This window comes from Shigella sp. FJ200513 (genome assembly GCF_040495915.1).
Lineage (GTDB): Bacteria > Pseudomonadota > Gammaproteobacteria > Enterobacterales > Enterobacteriaceae > ECMA0423.
In genome coordinates, this window is sequence record NZ_JBDYCV010000030.1 from 1 (window position 1) to 19,386 (window position 19,386).

The window sequence follows — 19,386 nt, forward strand, 5'->3', positions numbered from 1 at the left end:
TTCATTGGAGCACCTGTGTTGTTCTGAGGTGAGCATATCACCTCTGTTCAGGTGGCCAAATTCAGTGTGCCACTTCAACTAGGCTTGAAAAAACTACAGATGACTGGCGCTCCTGTGTGAAAACTGCCGGTCTATCCCCCTGCTCATTATTCAGAATTGACGTAGAGTCGCCTATAGTTGAGTCATCAGTAAGGTTATTATCATCAATCAGCTTAATCAGACCAGAGGTATCACCAGTGTCGACTCTCTGCTGTGCTGCGGTCAGGACTTCCAGCGCTAACCTTATGCCCTTCTGCTGGTCCAGACTCAAGGCTTGCGTAGCGGCTAGCTCCTTCAGGTTGGACTTCTCGTCGACCAGAGTAGCGACCTCAAGTCCATTCCAGTAATCGTCACTAGCGTCTGTCAGGAACTGCTCAGCCATAGACCGGAGATGCTCTGTAAGCTCCTGTAGTGAGACTTCAGGCCTATCCAACATGAAGGCCTTAGCGGTGGCTGCAAGCTCTCTCTGACGCATTGTGGCTACTCTCCTGTCTGTGCTGCGGGTCGATACTGAAAGAAACGGTGTGGTCTGTCCCTTGAGTCTGAAGCGGATAGTATATCGACCATTGGCTCTGCGGACTAACTGAGGCTTAGCTACGCTGAGTAGATTGATTTGTGTCAGCCTTGTGTCAGGGCTTGAGGTGTAGACTTGCTGATACCGATAGGGAGACCCAGAGAAAGAACTGGATGGATATACAGTGTTATCATGATTAATGTCAGTCATATCAGGACCTTAAGTAGCATTGAGTCAACTACTTCAAGTCCATCCATCCGTCTGGCAATGGAGTCCATCTGGAACTACGCGGGAAATACCCTCGTTAATCAGCATTCTGACATCAACAAAACGCATGAAATTCTGCAGGACGAATCGAAATGCGAAATGATTGTGGTCATCGAAAACTTTATGACCTCATCGGCAAAATATGCCGACATTCTGCTGGAAGACCTGATGACCGTTGAGCAGGAAGATATTATTCCTAACGACTACGCCGGTAACATGGGATATCTCATTTTCCTCCAGCCAGTCACCAGCGAAAAATTCGAACGTAAACCGATTTACTGGATCCTGAGTGAAGTCGCGAAACGTCTTGGACCTGACGTCTATCAAAAGTTCACAGAAGGTCGCACGCAGGAACAATGGTTACAACATCTGTACGCCAAAATGCTTGCCAAAGATCCGGCGTTACCGTCTTACGACGAACTGAAAAAAATGGGTATCTATAAGCGTAAAGATCCCAATGGCCATTTTGTCGCCTACAAAGCATTTCGTGACGACCCCGAGGCAAATCCACTTAAAACGCCTTCCGGTAAGATTGAAATTTATTCCAGCAAGCTGGCGGAAATTGCCCGTACCTGGGAACTGGAAAAAGATGAAGTGATAAGCCCACTGCCAGTTTATGCCTCAACCTTTGAAGGCTGGGACTCCCCTGAACGTAGAACCTTCCCACTGCAACTGTTTGGTTTCCATTACAAATCCCGTACTCACTCGACCTACGGCAACATTGATGTCCTGAAGGCAGCCTGCCGTCAGGAGGTGTGGATCAACCCTATAGATGCACAGAAACGTGGGATTGCCAACGGCGATATGGTGCGGGTGTTTAACCATCGTGGCGAAGTTCGGCTACCAGCCAAAGTAACACCACGCATTCTCCCTGGAGTTAGCGCTATGGGCCAGGGAGCCTGGCACGAGCCCAATATGTCTGGCGATAAAATCGACCATGGCGGATGTGTGAATACGCTAACCACTCTGCGCCCTTCACCACTGGCGAAGGGAAACCCGCAGCACACTAATCTGGTCGAGATCGAAAAAATATAACCCACTACAACCATAAATTCTGGCATGACATTTTGTTTGAAAAGCAATAAGTGAGTAATGATGAAAATCCATACCACAGAGGCGCTCATGAAGGCTGAAATCAGCCATAGAAGTCTGATGAAAACCTCCGCACTTGGCAGTCTCGCGCTGGCAAGCAGTGCTTTCACTCTGCCATTTTCCCAAATGGTCCGGGCGGCAGAGGCTCCGGTAGAAGAGAAAACGGTCTGGAGTTCCTGCACCGTTAACTGCGGGAGCCGCTGTCTGCTACGTTTGCATGTGAAAGATGACACCGTGTACTGGGTGGAGTCTGATACGACAGGTGACGACGTTTACGGTAATCATCAGGTTCGGGCATGTTTACGCGGGCGCTCTATCCGCCGACGGATGAATCATCCTGACAGGTTGAAATATCCCATGAAGCGCGTCGGCGAGCGCGGTGAAGGTAAATTTGAACGGATAAGTTGGGACGAAGCCCTGGATACCATCAGTGATAATCTTCGGCGGATCCTGAAAGATTACGGCAATGAGGCTGTACATGTCCTGTACGGAACAGGCGTAGATGGCGGAAATATCACCAACTCGAACGTCCCGTACCGTCTGATGAACTCTTGCGGGGGTTTTCTCAGTCGCTATGGCAGCTACAGTACCGCACAGATCAGTGCCGCAATGAGTTATATGTTCGGTGCCAATGATGGCAACAGCCCGGATGATATCGCCAATACGAAACTGGTCGTTATGTTCGGAAATAACCCGGCAGAAACGCGGATGAGCGGCGGTGGTGTCACTTACTACGTCGAGCAAGCCCGCGAACGTTCAAACGCACGCATGATCGTCATCGATCCACGCTATAACGACACAGCTGCCGGGCGTGAAGATGAATGGCTGCCCATTCGCCCTGGCACCGATGGCGCACTGGCCTGTGCGATTGCCTGGGTACTGATTACTGAAAACATGGTCGATCAGCCATTTCTCGACAAATATTGTGTTGGTTACGATGAAAAAACGCTGCCCGCCAACGCACCACGTAACGCGCATTATAAAGCCTATATTCTGGGCGAAGGGCCTGACGGCATAGCTAAAACGCCGGAATGGGCAGCAAAAATCACCAGCATCCCGGCAGAAAAAATTATCCAGTTGGCACGAGAGATCGGTTCAGCAAAACCTGCTTATATTTGTCAGGGTTGGGGGCCACAACGACACTCCAACGGCGAACAAACGTCCCGCGCTATTGCCATGCTTTCCGTTCTTACCGGTAACGTCGGCATAAACGGCGGCAACTCAGGTGTACGCGAAGGTAGCTGGGATCTGGGGGTAGAATGGTTCCCGATGCTCGAGAATCCTGTTAAAACGCAGATTTCCGTTTTTACATGGACAGATGCCATCGACCATGGTACGAAAATGACCGCGACCCGTGATGGTGTTCGTGGAAAAGAAAAACTGGATGTCCCCATCAAGTTTTTATGGTGCTACGCCAGTAACACATTGATCAATCAACATGGCGACATCAATCACACCCATGAGGTGCTTCAGGATGACAGCAAGTGCGAGATGATTGTTGGCATTGACCACTTCATGACGGCCTCGGCTAAGTATTGCGATATCCTGTTGCCTGACCTGATGCCAACAGAGCAAGAAGACCTTATCTCTCATGAATCTGCAGGGAATATGGGCTATGTGATCCTCGCCCAACCCGCAACCTCAGCAAAATTTGAACGCAAACCCATCTACTGGATGCTGAGTGAAGTCGCCAAACCAAAGCGCGTACCCACTCCAGCTACGGCAATATTGATGTGTTACAGCAGGCCTGCCCACAAGAGGTGTGGATCAACCCCATTGATGCTCAGGCACGCGGTATCCGTCATGGCGATACCGTGCGGGTATTTAACAATAATGGAGAAATGCTGATTGCCGCAAAAGTGACTCCGCGTATTCTGCCTGGCGTTACCGCCATCGGGCAAGGTGCGTGGCTTAAAGCGGATATGTTTGGTGACCGGGTCGATCACGGCGGCAGTATCAATATTCTGACCTCTCACCGCCCTTCACCGCTGGCAAAGGGAAACCCGTCGCACAGCAATCTTGTCCAGATCGAAAAGGTTTAAGGAGTAGCCCATGACCACACAATATGGATTTTTTATCGATTCCAGCCGCTGTACTGGCTGTAAAACCTGCGAACTGGCGTGCAAAGATTTTAAAGATCTTGGCCCGGAAGTCAGTTTCCGCCGTATTTATGAATATGCTGGCGGCGACTGGCAGGAAGATAATGGCATCTGGCACCAGAACGTGTTCGCTTATTATCTCTCCATCTCCTGTAACCATTGCGATGACCCCGCATGTACAAAAGTCTGCCCCAGCGGCGCAATGCATAAGCGTGAAGATGGCTTTGTGGTGGTTGATGAAGATGTTTGTATCGGCTGCCGCTACTGCCACATGGCTTGTCCGTACGGCGCACCACAGTACAATGCTGAAAAAGGGCACATGACGAAGTGCGATGGTTGTTATTCGCGCGTCGCCGAGGGGAAACAACCCATATGCGTCGAATCCTGCCCGCTGCGTGCACTTGAGTTCGGTCCAATTGAAGAGCTGCGCCAGAAGCACGGCACTCTGGCTGCCGTCGCGCCACTGCCGCGCGCGCATTTCACAAAACCCAATATCGTTATCAAACCTAACGCCAACAGCCGCCCGACCGGCGATACCACTGGTTATCTGGCTAATCCGGAGGAAGTGTAAAATGGGAAATGGATGGCATGAATGGCCACTGGTTATCTTTACCGTATTGGGTCAATGCGTAGTAGGCGCGCTGATTGTTAGCGGAATTGGCTGGTTCGCCGCCAAAAATGACGCAGACCGTCAGCACATTGTTCGTGGCATGTTTTTCCTCTGGCTGTTGATGGGCATCGGGTTTATTGCCTCTGTCATGCACCTGGGATCGCCACTGCGAGCGTTTAACTCGCTGAATCGAATCGGAGCTTCTGGTCTGAGTAACGAGATTGCTGCCGGTTCCATATTTTTTGCCGTTGGCGGACTATGGTGGCTGGTGGCGGTCATCGGTAAAATGCCGCAAGCGTTGGGGAAACTCTGGTTACTTGTCAGCATGGCGCTCGGCGTCATTTTCGTCTGGATGATGACCTGCGTGTATCAAATCGACACCGTGCCAACCTGGCATAACGGTTACACTACGCTGGCTTTCTTCCTGACGGTATTGTTGAGCGGTCCAATACTTGCTGCCGCAATTCTGCGGGCAGCCCGCGTTACATTTAATACCACACCATTTGCCATCATTAGCGTTCTGGCGCTGATCGCTTGTGCCGAGGTGATTGTGCTGCAAGGTTTGTCTCTGGCGTCTATTCACTCATCCGTGCAACAAGCCAGCGCACTGGTACCAGATTACGCCTCCTTACAGGTCTGGCGTGTGGTATTGTTATGCGCAGGTCTTGGATGCTGGCTTTGTCCGCTCATTCGTCGCCGTGAACCTCACGTTGCCGGACTTGTTCTGGGGCTAATCCTCATACTTGTTGGTGAGATGATCGGGCGTGTGCTCTTTTATGGCCTGCACATGACAGTAGGAATGGCTATTGCAGGTTAACAAATTGGTGCGGGGCAACCCGCACATTTCAGGATGTTAGGAATGACCCATTTTTCACAGCAAGATAATTTTTCTGTCGCGGCGCGCGTGTTGGGCGCGCTGTTTTATTACGCTCCAGAGAGTGCGGAAGCCGCACCTCTGGTTGCGGTACTCACCAGTGACGGCTGGGAAACTCAGTGGCCTCTACCAGAAGCGTCATTAGCGCCGCTGGTGACGGCTTTTCAGACACAGTGTGAAGAGACTCACGCCCAGGCCTGGCAGCGTTTGTTTGTCGGCCCGTGGGCACTGCCGTCTCCGCCGTGGGGGTCGGTCTGGCTGGATCGCGAATCTGTGCTGTTTGGCGATTCAACATTGGCACTTCGTCAGTGGATGCGCGAGAAAGGCATTCAGTTTGAAATGAAGCAAAACGAACCGGAAGATCATTTTGGTTCACTGCTGTTGATGGCTGCGTGGTTGGCGGAGAATGGTCGCCAGACAGAATGCGAAGAATTGCTGGCATGGCACCTTTTTCCGTGGTCAACACGTTTTCTTGATGTTTTTATCGAAAAAGCAGAACACCCTTTCTACCGTGCACTGGGTGAACTGGCTCGCTTAACGCTGGCGCAATGGCAATCACAACTGTTGATTCCTGTCGCGGTTAAACCACTCTTTCGATAGGATCACCGTAATATTGCCGGATGGTGACGATTACGCACGATTCGGCAATAATACGTTACAATGTCACGTTTTTTTATCTCTTAAAGCACGCACTGCTTTTGCGGTTGGCCTCTTTTGCCGCAAAATAGTCGCCCGTGTTTCATTGCCCATTTCTGCTCATGCATCATCTACACATCTATCCGGATCTGCGCACTATGTTCCGCCGTCTGCTTATCGCAACAGTCGTCGGTATTCTCGCTGTCTTTGCCGTTGCCGGGTTTCGTCATGCGATGCTGCTACTGGAGTGGTTGTTCCTCAATAATGACTCCGGCAGTCTGGTCAATGCAGCGACAAACCTTTCCTCCTGGCGACGGCTGCTAACTCCGGCGCTCGGCGGACTGGCGGCGGGTTTGTTGCTGATGGGCTGGCAGAAATTTACCCAACAACGCCCTCATGCGCCGACCGATTACATGGAAGCGTTGCAAACCGATGGACAGTTCGATTACGCAGCAAGCCTGGTTAAATCGCTTGCCTCGCTGCTGGTAGTAACCAGCGGCAGTGCAATTGGTCGCGAAGGTGCGATGATTCTTTTAGCTGCCCTTGCCGCCTCCTGTTTTGCCCAACGTTTTACGCCACGCCAGGAATGGAAATTATGGATCGCCTGTGGGGCCGCGGCGGGAATGGCTGCGGCCTATCGTGCCCCGCTTGCTGGCAGTTTATTTATAGCCGAAGTGCTGTTTGGCACTATGATGTTGGCCTCTCTCGGCCCGGTGATTATTTCCGCCATCGTGGCATGGCTGGTTAGCAATCTGATTAATCATAGCGACGCGTTACTCTACAACGTACAACTCTCAGTGACGGTTCAGGCTCGTGACTATGCGCTGATTATCAGTACAGGTGTGCTGGCAGGTCTGTGCGGACCACTGTTGTTAACGTTAATGAACGCCTGTCATCGTGGATTTGTGAGTCTCAAACTTGCGCCGCCCTGGCAACTGGCACTAGGCGGGTTGATCGTGGGTCTGCTTTCCCTGTTCACACCTGCAGTGTGGGGCAACGGCTATAGCACCGTACAATCCTTTTTAACCGCCCCACCACTGTTAATGATCATTGCCGGGATCTTCCTTTGTAAACTGTGTGCCGTGCTGGCGAGTAGCGGTTCCGGCGCACCCGGTGGTGTCTTTACACCGACGCTATTTATCGGTCTTGCCATTGGCATGTTGTATGGTCGTAGCCTGGGATTATGGTTCCCTGATGGCGAAGAAATTACGCTTTTACTCGGATTGACCGGGATGGCGACACTGTTGGCGGCAACCACGCACGCGCCGATTATGTCGACGTTGATGATATGTGAAATGACCGGGGAGTATCAGCTACTCCCCGGTTTATTGATTGCCTGCGTAATTGCGTCGGTAATTTCGCGGACGTTACACCGTGACTCTATCTACCGCCAGCACACTGCGCAGCATAGCTAAGCGGATGTATTGCCCCAGTTCACGCTGTTCGGCGCGCGGCAGATAAGGCAGTTCACCAATGAGCGGTGCCGGAAGTTTTTTACCCAGCACATCAATGATTTCCGCATAATGCGCCAGTCCTGGGTTGATTCGGTTAGCCACCCAGCCAATGAGCGGCAGCCCGTCGTTGGCGATCGCCTGAGCTGTTAGCAGTGCATGGTTAATGCAACCTTCCTGAATACCGACAACCATCAACACCGGCAGTTGTTCCTGCACTACCCATTCAGAGAGTGGACGCAAATCATTCATCAGACTGCGCCAGCCGCCAGTCCCTTCTACCACGACATGATCGACTTTATCGGTCAGGTTTGCCAGGCCGTTTGAAATGAGGGTGTAATTGATTGGGCAACTGTGCGCCACGCTACTTTCTTCTTCGCTTAACGCGATAGGATTAACTGCTTCATAAGGCAGTTCGATGGTTGAAACACTCTGCAACACCAAGGCATCTTTATTACGCAGCCCTTCGGGTGTCTCTTTGCTCCCCTTCGCTACGGGTTTATATCCCGCAACCCTTTTTCCCTGGGAGGCTAACGCTTGTAGCAATGCGCGGGAAACCACCGTTTTCCCTACAGAAGTGTCTGTACCGGTAATAAAGAAACGCTTCAGCATCACTAACTCCACCGTTATGCTTCACAAATATAAACTAGGAAAATAATTAACCTTGAAAGTCTAAGTTATGCTTTCCTGGCCCAAATTGAGATAGCGCAAATTTTGGTAGAACAGTTAAAAAATGTTAACCCTGCAACAGACGAATCAACAAAGAACCGTTATACATCGCGTCTTTTACCAGTGCAGCGCCTGCCATCGTGCCCTGGTTAGAAAACTGAGTACTCTCAACGCTAATGTGCTGACTATACGCAGGAAGGGCCTGCTGACGGATGCTGTCTGAGATGACCGGGAAGAGGATATCTGCCGCTTTACTTAACGGTGAGCCAATCAGTATTTTTTGTGGGTTAAATAAATTCACCATGATGGCAAGAATGCGCCCTACATGCGCGCCCACCCCGATAATGATGTCTTTTGCCAGTAGATCGCCGCGCAATGCCGCCTGACACAATGAGTCCACGGTTAACGGTTGCCCATGTAACATCGAGCTCATGGATTGATTGAGACGCAGCTGTGCCAGCTCAAGAATACTGTCCACACTGGCGATGGTTTCGAGGCAGCCGTGGTTCCCGCAATAACAGCGTTTACCATATGGGTCGACCTGTGTGTGGCCTATTTCCACGAGACTACTGCTGCCTGCGTGTAGCAGATGACCATCGGTAATGACGCCCACCCCCACGTTGTGATCGATAACCACCTGAATCACATCGCGCGCCCCGCGTGAGGCACCAAACAAGGCCTCTGCCATCGTCCATGCGCTGATATCATGCTGAATATAAACCGGTACGCCGGTATGCTGCTCCAGCGCCTCGCCGAGCGGCATCTCTTTTACATCCTCGTAGAACGGCATGCGATGTACAATACCATTTTCCGTATCAATAATTCCCGGCAGGGTTATGGCAATCGAAGTTAGACGCTCAAGTTTTTTCTGGTGGCGGATAAAAAACTGATCGATATGGGAAATGATACGATCCAGCAATGGCAAGTCATCTTTTAACGCCAGTTCCTGCGACTCTTCCACCACCAGTTTGCTGCTCAGATCGCGCAGAGCAAGGAAAATCTCCCCGCGACTAATGCGCAGAGAAAGATAGTGCCAGGCTTCAGTTTCAACCACCAGCCCCACCGCCGGACGGCCACGGTTCCCCGCTTCTTTGATTTCCAGCTCTCGCACCAGGTGTGCTTCGAGCATCTCACGGACAATTTTAGTGATACTGGCAGGAGCCAGCTGCGCCAGACGGGAAAGATCGATACGCGAGACTGGACCAAGCTGATCAATCAGGCGATAAACCGCGCCCGCGTTGGTCTGCTTTATTTGATCAATGTGCCCAGGCTGGTTTTCAGCAACCACCGCATACTCCCTATATTTTCGCGCTCCGAAATAATCTGTAGGCTATGGTGAAGCACTTCAATACGTGTCGTCAAATTTTTACTTAGGCATGTGATTAACAGCACATTTTTCGGGCTTTTTCGCTGAAATTTCCCTCACCTGAGAGCATTCAGCAGATGAATACGAAAGTTACGCGCAGCTGGACTTTGTTCATGATGTTTCGGCCAGACCAACCACATTTCAGAAACCGCATCCTCTTCAGCAATCGGCACCCAGCGCATTTCGTTGAGCTGAACACGTTTAAATGACGCAGGCAAAATTGAAACACCCAGACCGGCGGAAACCAGACCGATGATGGTCATTGCCTCGCCCACCTCCTGAGTGATGACGGGCGTCAAATGGTAACGTCGCATCAGTCCGAGAATATCGTCATACAGCCCAGTCCCGACGTGCGGATCAAAAAAGACAAAGGGTTCTTTCGCCAGTTCAGCCAGTTCAGCCAGTTCAGCCAGTGTTACACTCGGATTATTTGCCAGGGGATGATCGTACGGGATCATCGCCATAAGCGGTTCATGGACGATGACTGCGTGTTCAAGCGTCTCCGGTAACGCTGTGTTACGCAGCAATCCCATATCCAGCGTTCCTTCAATGAGCGGAGCGATTTGCTCGCGAGTGTTCATTTCGCGGGTTTGTAAATGGACATCAGGATAATCACGGCGAAACAGCGATAACGTATCGGACACCGCCCGAATAAAAGGAGCGGACGAAGTAAAACCAATACGCAACTCCCCCGCTTCACCCTGATGCAGTCTTTCAGCGCGAGCGGCAGCGTCATCCACCATAGACAGGATTTGCCGACTATCTGCAAGAAACTGTTTTCCTGCTGCCGTCAGCAATACACTGCGATTAGTTCGTGCCAGCAGTCGGGCACCGATTTGTTGCTCCAGTGCCTGAATCTGCTGACTTAGCGGCGGTTGCGAAATATTCAGGCGGGCAGCCGCGCGCCCAAAATGCAGCTCTTCCGCAACAGCAACAAAGTAACGCAGATGACGAAGTTCAATATTCATATTTAAAACATCTTATTTGAGATTATTAATATATTAGACAGAACAATTCGATTTTCCTACCCTATGTATAAGCCTGATCCACAGGCATATTTAGCAAGGATTTCAAGTGAGCCGTACTACAACTGTTGATGGCGCTCCGGCAAGCGACACTGACAAGCAAAGCATTTCTCAGCCAAATCAATTTATTAAACGCGGTACGCCGCAATTTATGCGCGTCACCCTGGCGCTGTTCTCTGCCGGACTGGCAACCTTTGCACTTCTCTATTGTGTGCAGCCTATCCTTCCGGTGCTTTCGCAGGAGTTTGGCTTAACGCCCGCGAACAGTAGTATTTCACTGTCCATTTCCACGGCGATGTTGGCTATCGGTTTGCTATTTACTGGCCCGCTATCCGATGCCATTGGTCGCAAACCAGTGATGGTCACGGCGCTACTGTTGGCCTCCATTTGTACGTTACTTTCGACAATGATGACCAGCTGGCACGGCATTTTGATTATGCGCGCCTTGATTGGGCTTTCGTTAAGTGGCGTGGCAGCTGTTGGCATGACTTATCTTAGCGAGGAAATCCACCCCAGTTTCGTGGCCTTTTCGATGGGGTTGTATATCAGCGGCAACTCAATTGGCGGCATGAGCGGACGCTTAATTAGTGGTGTCTTCACGGACTTTTTCAACTGGCGAATTGCTCTGGCGGCAATCGGTTGTTTCGCGCTGGCCTCGGCGTTGATGTTCTGGAAAATCCTCCCTGAATCACGCCATTTTTGCCCGACTTCGCTGCGCCCTAAGACGTTATTTATCAACTTTCGTCTGCACTGGCGTGACCGGGGATTACCGTTATTGTTCGCAGAAGGCTTTTTGCTGATGGGGTCGTTCGTCACGCTGTTTAATTACATCGGCTATCGGTTGATGCTTTCCCCCTAGCATGTCAGTCAGGCCGTGGTTGGCTTATTATCGCTGGCTTATTTGACCGGTACATGGAGCTCACCCAAAGCCGGAACCATGACCACCCGCTATGGGCGCGGTCCGGTGATGTTGTTTTCGACGGGAGTTATGCCGTTTGGTTTACTGATGACCTTATTTAGCTCGCTGTGGCTGATCTTTGCCGGAATGTTACTCTTCTCAGCCGGATTCTTCGCAGCCCACTCAGTAGCCAGCAGCTGGATCGGCCCCCGCGCAAAACGCGCTAAAGGCCAGGCCTCCTCGCTGTATCTGTTCAGTTACTATCTGGGGTCGAGTATTGCCGGGACGCTGGGTGGTGTTTTCTGGCATAACTATGGCTGGAACGGCGTCGGCGCATTTATTGCTCTGATGCTGGTCATTGCTCTGCTGGTCGGGACGCGTTTGCATCGTCGTCTGCACGCCTGAAAAATAAGTCCGGACTGCGGTAAATACCCGTCCGGACTTATTGCCTGCTCAAACCAACGTTAATAGCCATCCTAAAATAGACGAAGCGCCAGCCAATTCCCGCAGCGCATCTAGCGTCATCAGGATTATAAGTACCCAAATAAACGGATTCATTTTGCTGTGTGTCATTTATTACTGATGCGCAGTTATTCTACCGCTTTGTAAGTAGTATAATAGTTAACCCGATCAAGACTACTATTATTGGTAGCTAAATTTTCCTTAAGTCACAATACGTTATTATCAACGCTGTAATTTATTCAGCGTTTGTACATATCGTTACACGCTGAAACCAACCACTCACGGAAGTCTGCCATTCCCAGGGATATAGTTATTTCAACGGCCCCGCAGTGGGGTTAAATGAAAAAACAAATTGAGGGTATGACAATGAAAAAAGTATTAGCTCTGGTTGTTGCCGCTGCTATGGGTCTGTCTTCTGCCGCCTTTGCTGCAGAGACTGCGACCACACCTGCTCCGACTGCGACGACCACCAAAGCAGCGCCAGCGAAAACTACACATCATAAAAAACAGCATAAAGCAGCACCTGCCCAGAAAGCGCAGGCGGCTAAAAAGCATCATAAAAATACGAAAGCTGAACAGAAAGCCCCTGAACAAAAAGCGCAGGCAGCGAAGAAACACGCCGGGAAACACGGCCATCAGCAACCGGCAAAACCTGCTGCACAACCCGCAGCGTAAGTTTTCAACAGTAATGCTGGCGCGCCCCCTCGCGCCTGAAAATTACGGTGCTAAGCGGGTAACGTTTAGCACCGCCTTTAGCGGAGGGTAGTATGGTGGGCCGTTATCGCTTTGAGTTCATTCTTATCATCCTTATTTTATGCGCACTGATTGCCGCCCGTTTTTATCTTTCCTGACTGTAGTTATCTGATTTTACTCCCACTTTCATCCCGTCCCGTCTATAGTATTTATGAGGGTTTGCTTTTAATAATCATAATTACCCACCAGAGTGTGATATGCGTACAACCATTGCTGTAGTGTTGGGTGCAATTAGTTTGACGTCTGCTTTTGTGTTTGCAGATAAACCAGACGTTGCCAAATCGGCAAACGATGAGGTCAGCACCCTGTTTTTTGGTCATGATGATCGTGTGCCAGTGAATGACACGACCCAATCACCGTGGGATGCGGTTGGGCAACTGGAAACGGCCAGCGGCAATTTATGTACGGCGACGCTGATTGCACCCAATCTGGCATTAACGGCAGGACACTGTTTATTGACGCCGCCTAAGGGTAAAGCGGATAAGGCGGTAGCGCTGCGTTTTGTGTCAAATAAAGGTCTTTGGCGCTATGAGATCCACGACATAGAAGGCCGCGTTGATCCGACACTGGGAAAGCGGTTAAAAGCAGATGGGGATGGTTGGATTGTTCCTCCCGCAGCTGCACCGTGGGACTTCGGATTGATTGTGCTACGTAATCCCCCTTCTGGCATTACACCGTTGCCGTTATTTGAGGGAGATAAAGCCGCGCTTACTGCCGCATTAAAATCGGCTGGTCGTAAAGTGACTCAGGCGGGATACCCTGAAGATCATCTCGATACGTTATACAGTCATCAAAACTGTGAAGTGACTGGCTGGGCGCAAACGTCGGTGATGTCACATCAGTGCGATACCTTGCCGGGTGACAGCGGTTCGCCTCTGATGTTGCATACCGATGACGGCTGGCAATTAATTGGGGTGCAAAGTTCGGCTCCTGCCGCGAAAGATCGCTGGCGCGCCGATAACCGGGCCATTTCTGTTACCGGTTTTCGCGACAAGCTGGATCAACTGTCGCAAAAATAATGTTCAAACGCTGCCCGACAGCGCGGGCAGCGTCTTCATCAGGCAAGTTTCACCATGATCATTCCAGCCAACAGCAAGACCAGGCCAATCCAGCCTTTACGATTTAACCGTTGACCAAACAAGATCCAACCTGCGGCTAACGTGGCGGCAATACCAAACCCGCCCCACAATGCATAAACGACAGACAAGTCGATCCCTTTAACGGCCTGAGAAAGCGCACTAAAGGCCGCCAGCACCGCCGCCAGGGAGAGCAAGCCAAATATTTTGCGACGAAAGCCGTCAGAAAATTTCAAAAAGACGTTAGCAACGATTTCCAGCACGATTGCCAATGCCAGCCAGGCGGCGTGAACCCATTCAAACTGCGCCATGGTTCACCTCCAGTTCAGGTTTACGCGCTTTACGGGTACCTGATTTGATCAACACTATCCCGGCGACCAGGGTGGTTAACCCGGCAATTTTCATCAGCGATAAACTTTCGTCGAATAACAAAACGCTAAACAAGGTAATAAATAAAATACCGATACCTTCCCACAGCGCATAAGCTACGCCTAAGGCGATTTTTTTAACGGCGAAAGAGAGAAATATATACGACAGAGAAATCATCACCAGCATTAAAATAAAGCCGCCATTTCCCTCACTGACGCTCGCCCATTTCATTGACAGCGTACCGGTAATTTCTGTAGCAATAGCCAGACCTAATAAAATCCAATAAATATACATTGTCCTTCTCCTGCAAGAGAACTATTTTAATTTTCGCTTAATTCAGCGAAACCAAAGTAAAGTGGTCAAGCCCTGCGCATAGGGCAAGCTTAGGCAGAAGAAAGGACTAAAGCGCGTTGCGCCAGTGCTGCTCACCTACGAGCAAGATAGTGGATGAGGTACGAAGATGGGTAAATGTAGAAAATAACGTCCTGAACAAATTGTCCATAATATTACAATTATCCGCAGTGTTGCTTCTCGTCATCGCAGATGATAATTGTCCTCGGTAGTTGAACACGCCTGATTTGTATCATAGCTTAAGAATTAACTCAAAATATTTTCACTTCTTTACCTGAGCGGTTTGATTTTCGTTATGATGACGGAGCGAAAAAGACATTATTATTAGCAAAGGAAGAAAAACGGGGACAAGCATGGCAAAGCCGATCATCACGCTCAATGGCCTAAAAATCGTCATTATGTTGGGAATGCTGGTCATTATTCTCTGCGGTATCCGTTTTGCCGCCGAGATCATCGTGCCGTTTATTCTCGCATTATTTATTGCTGTTATTCTTAACCCGCTGGTGCAACATATGGTCCGCTGGCGTGTGCCGCGTGTACTGGCAGTGTCGATTTTGATGACAATCATCGTGATGGCGATGGTGTTGCTATTAGCTTATCTGGGTTCCGCGCTCAACGAGTTGACGCGGACGTTACCGCAATATCGCAACTCTATTATGACGCCGCTGCAAGCTCTTGAGCCGTTGTTGCAACGCGTAGGGATTGACGTCTCAGTTGACCAACTGGCGCATTACATTGATCCGAACGCGGCGATGACGTTGCTCACCAACTTATTGACGCAGTTATCTAATGCCATGTCATCAATATTTTTATTGCTGCTGACGGTGCTGTTTATGCTGCTCGAAGTGCCACAATTGCCCGGAAAATTTCAGCAAATGATGGCGCGTCCGGTTGAAGGGATGGCGGCGATTCAACGTGCGATTGACAGTGTTTCTCATTATCTGGTGCTGAAAACAGCCATCAGCATCATCACCGGCCTGGTCGCCTGGGCGATGCTCGCCGCACTCGATGTTCGCTTCGCTTTTGTCTGGGGATTGCTGGCCTTTGCGCTTAATTACATCCCTAATATTGGTTCAGTTCTCGCGGCAATCCCCCCTATCGCTCAGGTACTGGTGTTTAATGGCTTCTACGAAGCGTTGCTGGTGCTGGCGGGATATCTGCTGATTAATCTGGTCTTCGGCAATATTCTGGAGCCGCGCATCATGGGACGTGGGCTGGGGCTTTCGACATTGGTGGTATTTTTGTCGTTGATTTTTTGGGGATGGTTGTTAGGACCGGTGGGTATGCTGCTTTCCGTGCCGTTGACAATTATTGTCAAAATTGCGCTTGAACAAACAGCGGGAGGTCAAAGCATCGCCGTTCTGTTAAGCGATCTCAATAAAGAGTGACGGCCTCCGCAGAGGCCGTCAGGGTTACAGAGCTTTCAGGATTGCATCCACGCTGGCTTTGGCGTCACCAAACAGCATGTGGGTGTTTTCCTTGAAGAACAGCGGGTTTTGCACACCAGCATAGCCAGTGTTCATCGAACGTTTAAAGACAATCACGTTCTGCGCTTTCCACACTTCCAGCACAGGCATACCAGCAATCGGACTCTTCGGATCATCCTGCGCCGCCGGGTTAACCGTATCGTTAGCACCAATCACCAGTACGGTATCGGTATCAGCAAAGTCATCGTTGATCTCGTCCATTTCCAGCACGATGTCATACGGTACTTTTGCTTCAGCCAGCAATACGTTCATATGTCCAGGCAAACGCCCCGCAACCGGGTGGATACCGAAACGCACATTAATACCACGAGCGCGGAGTTTCTCGGTAATTTCAGCGACAGGATATTGCGCCTGCGCGACTGCCATGCCGTACCCCGGAGTAATGATCACTGAATGGGAGTTTTTCAGCAGTTCCGCTGTCTCTTCTGCGGTGATTTCGCGGTGCTCACCCACTTCCTGATCATCGCCAGTAGAAGAGCCGTCGGTGCCGAAACCACCCGCAATAACGCTGATAAAGGAACGGTTCATCGCCTTACACATAATGTAAGAAAGGATAGCCCCCGAAGAACCGACCAGCGCACCGGTCACAATCAGCAGGTCGTTGCTGAGCATAAAGCCCGCAGCCGCAGCCGCCCAGCCGGAGTACGAGTTCAGCATCGACACCACCACCGGCATATCTGCACCACCGATGGAGGCGACTAAATGCCAGCCGAATACCAGCGCAATGGCGGTCATTATCAGCAATGCCAGCACTTGCAGGCCGACGCTGTCCGTGCGAACAAATACAATCAGCAGCAAGAAGGAAACGACCAGAGCCGCCAGGTTCATTTTGTGACGGTTTGGCAGCATCAACGGTTTAGACGAAATCTTGCCACACAGTTTGCCGAACGCCACCACCGAGCCCGTGAACGTTACCGCCCCGATGAAGATACCGAGGAACACTTCCGTCAGGTGAATATTGACCAGAATCGGTGCCATTCCCGCGTCATGATGCAGATAACTGTTAAAGCCAACCAGCACTGCCGCCAGACCCACGAAGCTGTGCAGGATCGCCACCAGTTCTGGCATTTCGGTCATTTCAACTTTCTTCGCCAGCCGGATACCAATTGCCCCACCAATGACCATCGCCAGCAAGATCCAGCCAACATTACCCGTATCCGGTCCAAAAATGGTTGCGATTAACGCAATCGCCATCCCGGCGATACCGAAGTTGTTACCCTGGCGAGACGTTTCATGTTTCGAAAGACCGGCCAGACTGAAGATAAACAGGATCGCGGCAACAATGTATGCAGCTGTAACTAATCCTCCAGACATATGTTACCCCTTAATTTTTGCGGAACATTTTCAGCATGCGCTGAGTCACGGTGAAGCCACCGAAAATATTAATGCTGGCTATAAGCACCGCGATAAAACTAAGGAAGCTAACCCAGCCTCCCTGGCCAATCTGCAACAGTGCTCCGACAACAATAATCCCTGAAATCGCGTTGGTAACCGACATCAACGGTGTATGCAGCGCGTGCGATACATTCCACACCACGTAATAACCGACAACGCAGGCCAGCGCGAAAACGGTGAAGTGCCCAAGAAACTCTTTCGGCGCAACGCTTGACAGCCAACCGAACAGGATGATTGCCAGCGCCATCAACGCGTATTTACGCCACGGTGAGCAGGCACATTTTTCCTCAGTTTTCACTTCCGGTGCCGCTTTTTGTGCCGCCTGCGGCTGAGCTGATACCTGAATCGGCGGTGCCGGCCAGGTAATTTCGCCCGCACGGATCACGGTCACGCCGCGAATCACCACATCATCAAAATCAACAGTGATATTGCCGTCTTTCTCTTTGCACAACAGTTTCAGCAGATTAACGAGGTTAGTACCGTAAAGCTGTGAGGATTGCGTCGGCAGACGGCCCGGAAGATCGGTATAACCAATCACTTTGACACCATTTTCCGTACTGAAGATTTCACCCGGCACGATGTATTCACAGTTGCCACCGTTTTGGGCTGCCAGGTCGACAATCACACTGCCCGCCTTCATGGAGTCAACCATTTCACGGGTAATTAGCTTCGGCGCTGGTTTGCCTGGAATAAGCGCGGTGGTGACAATGATATCGACCTCTTTTGCCTGGGCGGCAAAGAGTTCCATTTCCGCTTTGATGAACGCGTCCGACATCACTTTGGCATAGCCATCGCCGCTGCCCGCTTCCTCTTTAAAATCCAGCTCGAGGAATTCCGCGCCCATACTTTGAACTTGTTCTTTCACTTCCGGGCGGGTGTCGAATGCACGCACAATCGCGCCGAGACTGTTTGCTGCGCCAATGGCGGCCAAACCTGCAACACCGGCACCAATCACCATCACTTTTGCCGGTGGCACTTTCCCGGCCGCAGTGATTTGCCCGGTAAAGAAGCGCCCAAATTCATGTGCCGCTTCAACAATGGCGCGATAACCGGCGATATTCGCCATCGAGCTTAGTGCGTCCAGCGATTGTGCGCGTGAGATACGCGGCACAGAGTCCATCGCCATCACGGTCACGTTACGTTCCGCAAGTTTTTGCATTAATTCCGGATTCTGCGCAGGCCAGATAAAACTCACCAGCGTTGTCCCGGGATTCAGTAACGCAATTTCATCATCTAACGGCGCATTGACCTTCAGAATGATCTCTGACTGCCAGACGCTATTCCCTTCTACAATTTCAGCGCCCGCTTGCACAAACGCTTTATCGTCAAAACTTGCCAGTTGACCCGCGCCGCTCTCTACCGCGACGGTAAAACCCAGTTTCAGCAGCTGTTCCACTGTTTTTGGCGTTGCTGCAACACGGGTTTCATTGGTTAACCGTTCTCTTGGTATGCCAATTCGCATGATATTCCCTTCCATCGGTTTTATTGATGATGGTTTGCCTGTGTCAGGAGCCACACAAGCTGCTCATGTACGAGCTAAATGTTACTCCGTTAAAATAAATTAGTAACAAACGCCCTATAACGTACTGAAAATTATGCCTGTGATCTAGCGCCAAAAATCAGTATTTCGGCGTGAACTCGCAAAATATTAACGATTCAGCCGTGATAGTGGGATAAACACCTTAGAACGCCGGATAAAGACTGATAATTGTCTTCGACGGTCGGGTAAAACGAGACATCGCCCCGGCACGAATCACTACTTAACATTAAATTAACTTATACAATTCAGTTGCTTCAGTAGTAATGATGCTGATACGGCTGTTTTTTAAGCATAGACGGTCATTTGAGCAGGATTAAAATTGGTTTAAGGAATGTGATATGAAAAATGACGCAGACAGTTACACCGTTTAAATGCAATAATCAGCCACGTTTCTCGTTAATAACAATACCAGT

18 protein-coding genes and 3 pseudogenes are annotated in these 19,386 nt (G+C 50.5%); 11 read left to right on the forward strand and 10 right to left on the reverse strand.

The window, feature by feature from the left end:
* Positions 1-61: 61 nt before the first annotated feature.
* The gene (locus tag ABZJ92_RS08800) at positions 62-514 is read right to left on the reverse strand and encodes a hypothetical protein (protein WP_353765435.1); all 453 of its coding nucleotides are present in this window, start codon (positions 512-514) and stop codon (positions 62-64) included.
* 315 nt (positions 515-829) lie between these two features.
* Here ABZJ92_RS08800 and ABZJ92_RS08805 point away from each other — a divergent pair.
* The 6 genes and pseudogenes from ABZJ92_RS08805 to clcB form a co-directional block, all read left to right on the forward strand.
* Positions 830-1,855 (forward strand): annotated as a pseudogene (locus ABZJ92_RS08805) (molybdopterin dinucleotide binding domain-containing protein); the annotation flags it as partial.
* A gap of 60 nt (positions 1,856-1,915) precedes the next feature.
* Positions 1,916-3,954 (forward strand): annotated as a pseudogene (locus ABZJ92_RS08810) (DMSO/selenate family reductase complex A subunit).
* Between the two features lie 10 nt (positions 3,955-3,964).
* A complete protein-coding gene (ynfG, locus tag ABZJ92_RS08815) occupies positions 3,965-4,582 on the forward strand; it encodes a DMSO reductase like molybdoenzyme iron-sulfur subunit YnfG (RefSeq protein ID WP_000213020.1) in 618 nt (205 codons plus the stop codon).
* A 1-nt stretch (position 4,583) separates the two neighbouring features.
* Positions 4,584-5,438 carry a selenate reductase membrane anchor subunit YnfH gene (ynfH, locus tag ABZJ92_RS08820; protein ID WP_000526473.1) on the forward strand — a complete coding sequence of 285 codons (855 nt, stop codon included), beginning with the start codon at positions 4,584-4,586 and terminating at the stop codon, positions 5,436-5,438.
* A gap of 42 nt (positions 5,439-5,480) precedes the next feature.
* The gene (gene dmsD, locus ABZJ92_RS08825) at positions 5,481-6,095 is read left to right on the forward strand and encodes a Tat proofreading chaperone DmsD (protein ID WP_000148710.1); all 615 of its coding nucleotides are present in this window, start codon (positions 5,481-5,483) and stop codon (positions 6,093-6,095) included.
* Positions 6,096-6,253: 158 nt separating this feature from the next.
* A complete protein-coding gene (gene clcB, locus ABZJ92_RS08830; RefSeq protein ID WP_071829158.1) occupies positions 6,254-7,546 on the forward strand; it encodes a voltage-gated ClC-type chloride channel ClcB in 1,293 nt (430 codons plus the stop codon).
* Here the strand turns inward: clcB and bioD are convergent.
* The 3 genes from bioD to ABZJ92_RS08845 all read right to left on the reverse strand — a co-directional run bounded on the left by bioD (position 7,499) and on the right by ABZJ92_RS08845 (position 10,585).
* The gene (gene bioD, locus ABZJ92_RS08835) at positions 7,499-8,194 is read right to left on the reverse strand and encodes a dethiobiotin synthase (protein ID WP_000919213.1); all 696 of its coding nucleotides are present in this window, start codon (positions 8,192-8,194) and stop codon (positions 7,499-7,501) included. The genes clcB and bioD overlap by 48 nt on opposite strands.
* Before the next feature lie 124 nt (positions 8,195-8,318).
* Entirely contained in the window at positions 8,319-9,539 is a 1,221-nt protein-coding gene (gene mlc, locus ABZJ92_RS08840) for a sugar metabolism global transcriptional regulator Mlc (RefSeq protein WP_000225287.1), read from the reverse strand.
* Between the two features lie 134 nt (positions 9,540-9,673).
* Entirely contained in the window at positions 9,674-10,585 is a 912-nt protein-coding gene (locus tag ABZJ92_RS08845) for a LysR family transcriptional regulator (RefSeq protein ID WP_001019539.1), read from the reverse strand.
* A gap of 106 nt (positions 10,586-10,691) precedes the next feature.
* Between ABZJ92_RS08845 and ABZJ92_RS08850 the strand changes: the two are divergent.
* Positions 10,692-11,945, forward strand: a pseudogene (locus ABZJ92_RS08850) (MFS transporter).
* Positions 11,946-11,993: 48 nt separating this feature from the next.
* Here ABZJ92_RS08850 and ABZJ92_RS08855 read toward each other — a convergent pair.
* Positions 11,994-12,113, reverse strand: coding sequence for a KPN_01571 family protein (locus ABZJ92_RS08855; protein ID WP_001299090.1), 120 nt, complete (start codon positions 12,111-12,113; stop codon positions 11,994-11,996).
* Positions 12,114-12,368: 255 nt separating this feature from the next.
* Between ABZJ92_RS08855 and asr the strand changes: the two genes are divergently transcribed.
* The 3 genes from asr to ABZJ92_RS08870 all read left to right on the forward strand — a co-directional run bounded on the left by asr (position 12,369) and on the right by ABZJ92_RS08870 (position 13,774).
* Positions 12,369-12,677 carry an acid resistance repetitive basic protein Asr gene (gene asr, locus ABZJ92_RS08860; protein WP_011110587.1) on the forward strand — a complete coding sequence of 103 codons (309 nt, stop codon included), beginning with the start codon at positions 12,369-12,371 and terminating at the stop codon, positions 12,675-12,677.
* 92 nt (positions 12,678-12,769) lie between these two features.
* A complete protein-coding gene (gene ydgU / locus ABZJ92_RS08865) occupies positions 12,770-12,853 on the forward strand; it encodes a small membrane protein YdgU (protein ID WP_000233090.1) in 84 nt (27 codons plus the stop codon).
* Between the two features lie 99 nt (positions 12,854-12,952).
* Positions 12,953-13,774 (forward strand): trypsin-like serine peptidase, encoded by an 822-nt coding sequence (locus ABZJ92_RS08870; protein ID WP_001260855.1) that lies wholly within the window; start codon positions 12,953-12,955, stop codon positions 13,772-13,774.
* A 38-nt stretch (positions 13,775-13,812) separates the two neighbouring features.
* Here ABZJ92_RS08870 and mdtI read toward each other — a convergent pair whose 3' ends face one another.
* The 3 genes from mdtI to ABZJ92_RS22450 all read right to left on the reverse strand — a co-directional run bounded on the left by mdtI (position 13,813) and on the right by ABZJ92_RS22450 (position 14,771).
* Positions 13,813-14,142: a multidrug/spermidine efflux SMR transporter subunit MdtI gene (mdtI, locus tag ABZJ92_RS08875; protein WP_000046666.1), complete on the reverse strand. Its 330-nt coding sequence runs from the start codon at positions 14,140-14,142 to the stop codon at positions 13,813-13,815.
* Positions 14,129-14,494, reverse strand: a complete 366-nt coding sequence (gene mdtJ / locus ABZJ92_RS08880; RefSeq protein ID WP_000276149.1) for a multidrug/spermidine efflux SMR transporter subunit MdtJ — start codon at positions 14,492-14,494, stop codon at positions 14,129-14,131. Before mdtJ ends, mdtI begins: the two co-directional genes overlap by 14 nt.
* A 106-nt stretch (positions 14,495-14,600) precedes the next feature.
* On the reverse strand, positions 14,601-14,771 hold the full coding sequence (locus ABZJ92_RS22450; RefSeq protein WP_001303517.1) for a protein YdgV: 171 nt from the start codon (positions 14,769-14,771) through the stop codon (positions 14,601-14,603).
* Between the two features lie 133 nt (positions 14,772-14,904).
* On the opposite strand from ABZJ92_RS22450, the gene tqsA reads away from it, so the two are divergent.
* Complete coding sequence (gene tqsA / locus ABZJ92_RS08885) at positions 14,905-15,939, forward strand: AI-2 transporter TqsA (protein WP_001118241.1); 1,035 nt, start codon at positions 14,905-14,907, stop codon at positions 15,937-15,939.
* A gap of 24 nt (positions 15,940-15,963) precedes the next feature.
* Here the strand turns inward: tqsA and pntB are convergent, their stop codons facing one another.
* Positions 15,964-17,352, reverse strand: coding sequence for a Re/Si-specific NAD(P)(+) transhydrogenase subunit beta (gene pntB, locus ABZJ92_RS08890; RefSeq protein WP_000014036.1), 1,389 nt, complete (start codon positions 17,350-17,352; stop codon positions 15,964-15,966).
* A 10-nt stretch (positions 17,353-17,362) separates the two neighbouring features.
* Positions 17,363-18,895 carry a Re/Si-specific NAD(P)(+) transhydrogenase subunit alpha gene (gene pntA, locus ABZJ92_RS08895; RefSeq protein ID WP_005063005.1) on the reverse strand — a complete coding sequence of 511 codons (1,533 nt, stop codon included), beginning with the start codon at positions 18,893-18,895 and terminating at the stop codon, positions 17,363-17,365.
* Positions 18,896-19,386 lie beyond the last annotated feature (491 nt).

What these genes read in the sequence shown, in the direction of transcription:
- ABZJ92_RS08800 (WP_353765435.1), bottom strand. Translation starts at nt 514, where the DNA reads ATGCGTCAGAGAGAGCTTGCAGCCACCGCTAAGGCCTTCATGTTGGAT.
- ynfG (WP_000213020.1), top strand. Translation starts at nt 3,965, where the DNA reads ATGACCACACAATATGGATTTTTTATCGATTCCAGCCGCTGTACTGGC.
- ynfH (WP_000526473.1), top strand. Translation starts at nt 4,584, where the DNA reads ATGGGAAATGGATGGCATGAATGGCCACTGGTTATCTTTACCGTATTG.
- dmsD (WP_000148710.1), top strand. Translation starts at nt 5,481, where the DNA reads ATGACCCATTTTTCACAGCAAGATAATTTTTCTGTCGCGGCGCGCGTG.
- clcB (WP_071829158.1), top strand. Translation starts at nt 6,254, where the DNA reads ATGCATCATCTACACATCTATCCGGATCTGCGCACTATGTTCCGCCGT.
- bioD (WP_000919213.1), bottom strand. Translation starts at nt 8,194, where the DNA reads ATGCTGAAGCGTTTCTTTATTACCGGTACAGACACTTCTGTAGGGAAA.
- ABZJ92_RS08845 (WP_001019539.1), bottom strand. Translation starts at nt 10,585, where the DNA reads ATGAATATTGAACTTCGTCATCTGCGTTACTTTGTTGCTGTTGCGGAA.
- ABZJ92_RS08855 (WP_001299090.1), bottom strand. Translation starts at nt 12,113, where the DNA reads ATGACACACAGCAAAATGAATCCGTTTATTTGGGTACTTATAATCCTG.
- asr (WP_011110587.1), top strand. Translation starts at nt 12,369, where the DNA reads ATGAAAAAAGTATTAGCTCTGGTTGTTGCCGCTGCTATGGGTCTGTCT.
- ydgU (WP_000233090.1), top strand. Translation starts at nt 12,770, where the DNA reads ATGGTGGGCCGTTATCGCTTTGAGTTCATTCTTATCATCCTTATTTTA.
- ABZJ92_RS08870 (WP_001260855.1), top strand. Translation starts at nt 12,953, where the DNA reads ATGCGTACAACCATTGCTGTAGTGTTGGGTGCAATTAGTTTGACGTCT.
- mdtI (WP_000046666.1), bottom strand. Translation starts at nt 14,142, where the DNA reads ATGGCGCAGTTTGAATGGGTTCACGCCGCCTGGCTGGCATTGGCAATC.
- mdtJ (WP_000276149.1), bottom strand. Translation starts at nt 14,494, where the DNA reads ATGTATATTTATTGGATTTTATTAGGTCTGGCTATTGCTACAGAAATT.
- tqsA (WP_001118241.1), top strand. Translation starts at nt 14,905, where the DNA reads ATGGCAAAGCCGATCATCACGCTCAATGGCCTAAAAATCGTCATTATG.
- pntB (WP_000014036.1), bottom strand. Translation starts at nt 17,352, where the DNA reads ATGTCTGGAGGATTAGTTACAGCTGCATACATTGTTGCCGCGATCCTG.
- pntA (WP_005063005.1), bottom strand. Translation starts at nt 18,895, where the DNA reads ATGCGAATTGGCATACCAAGAGAACGGTTAACCAATGAAACCCGTGTT.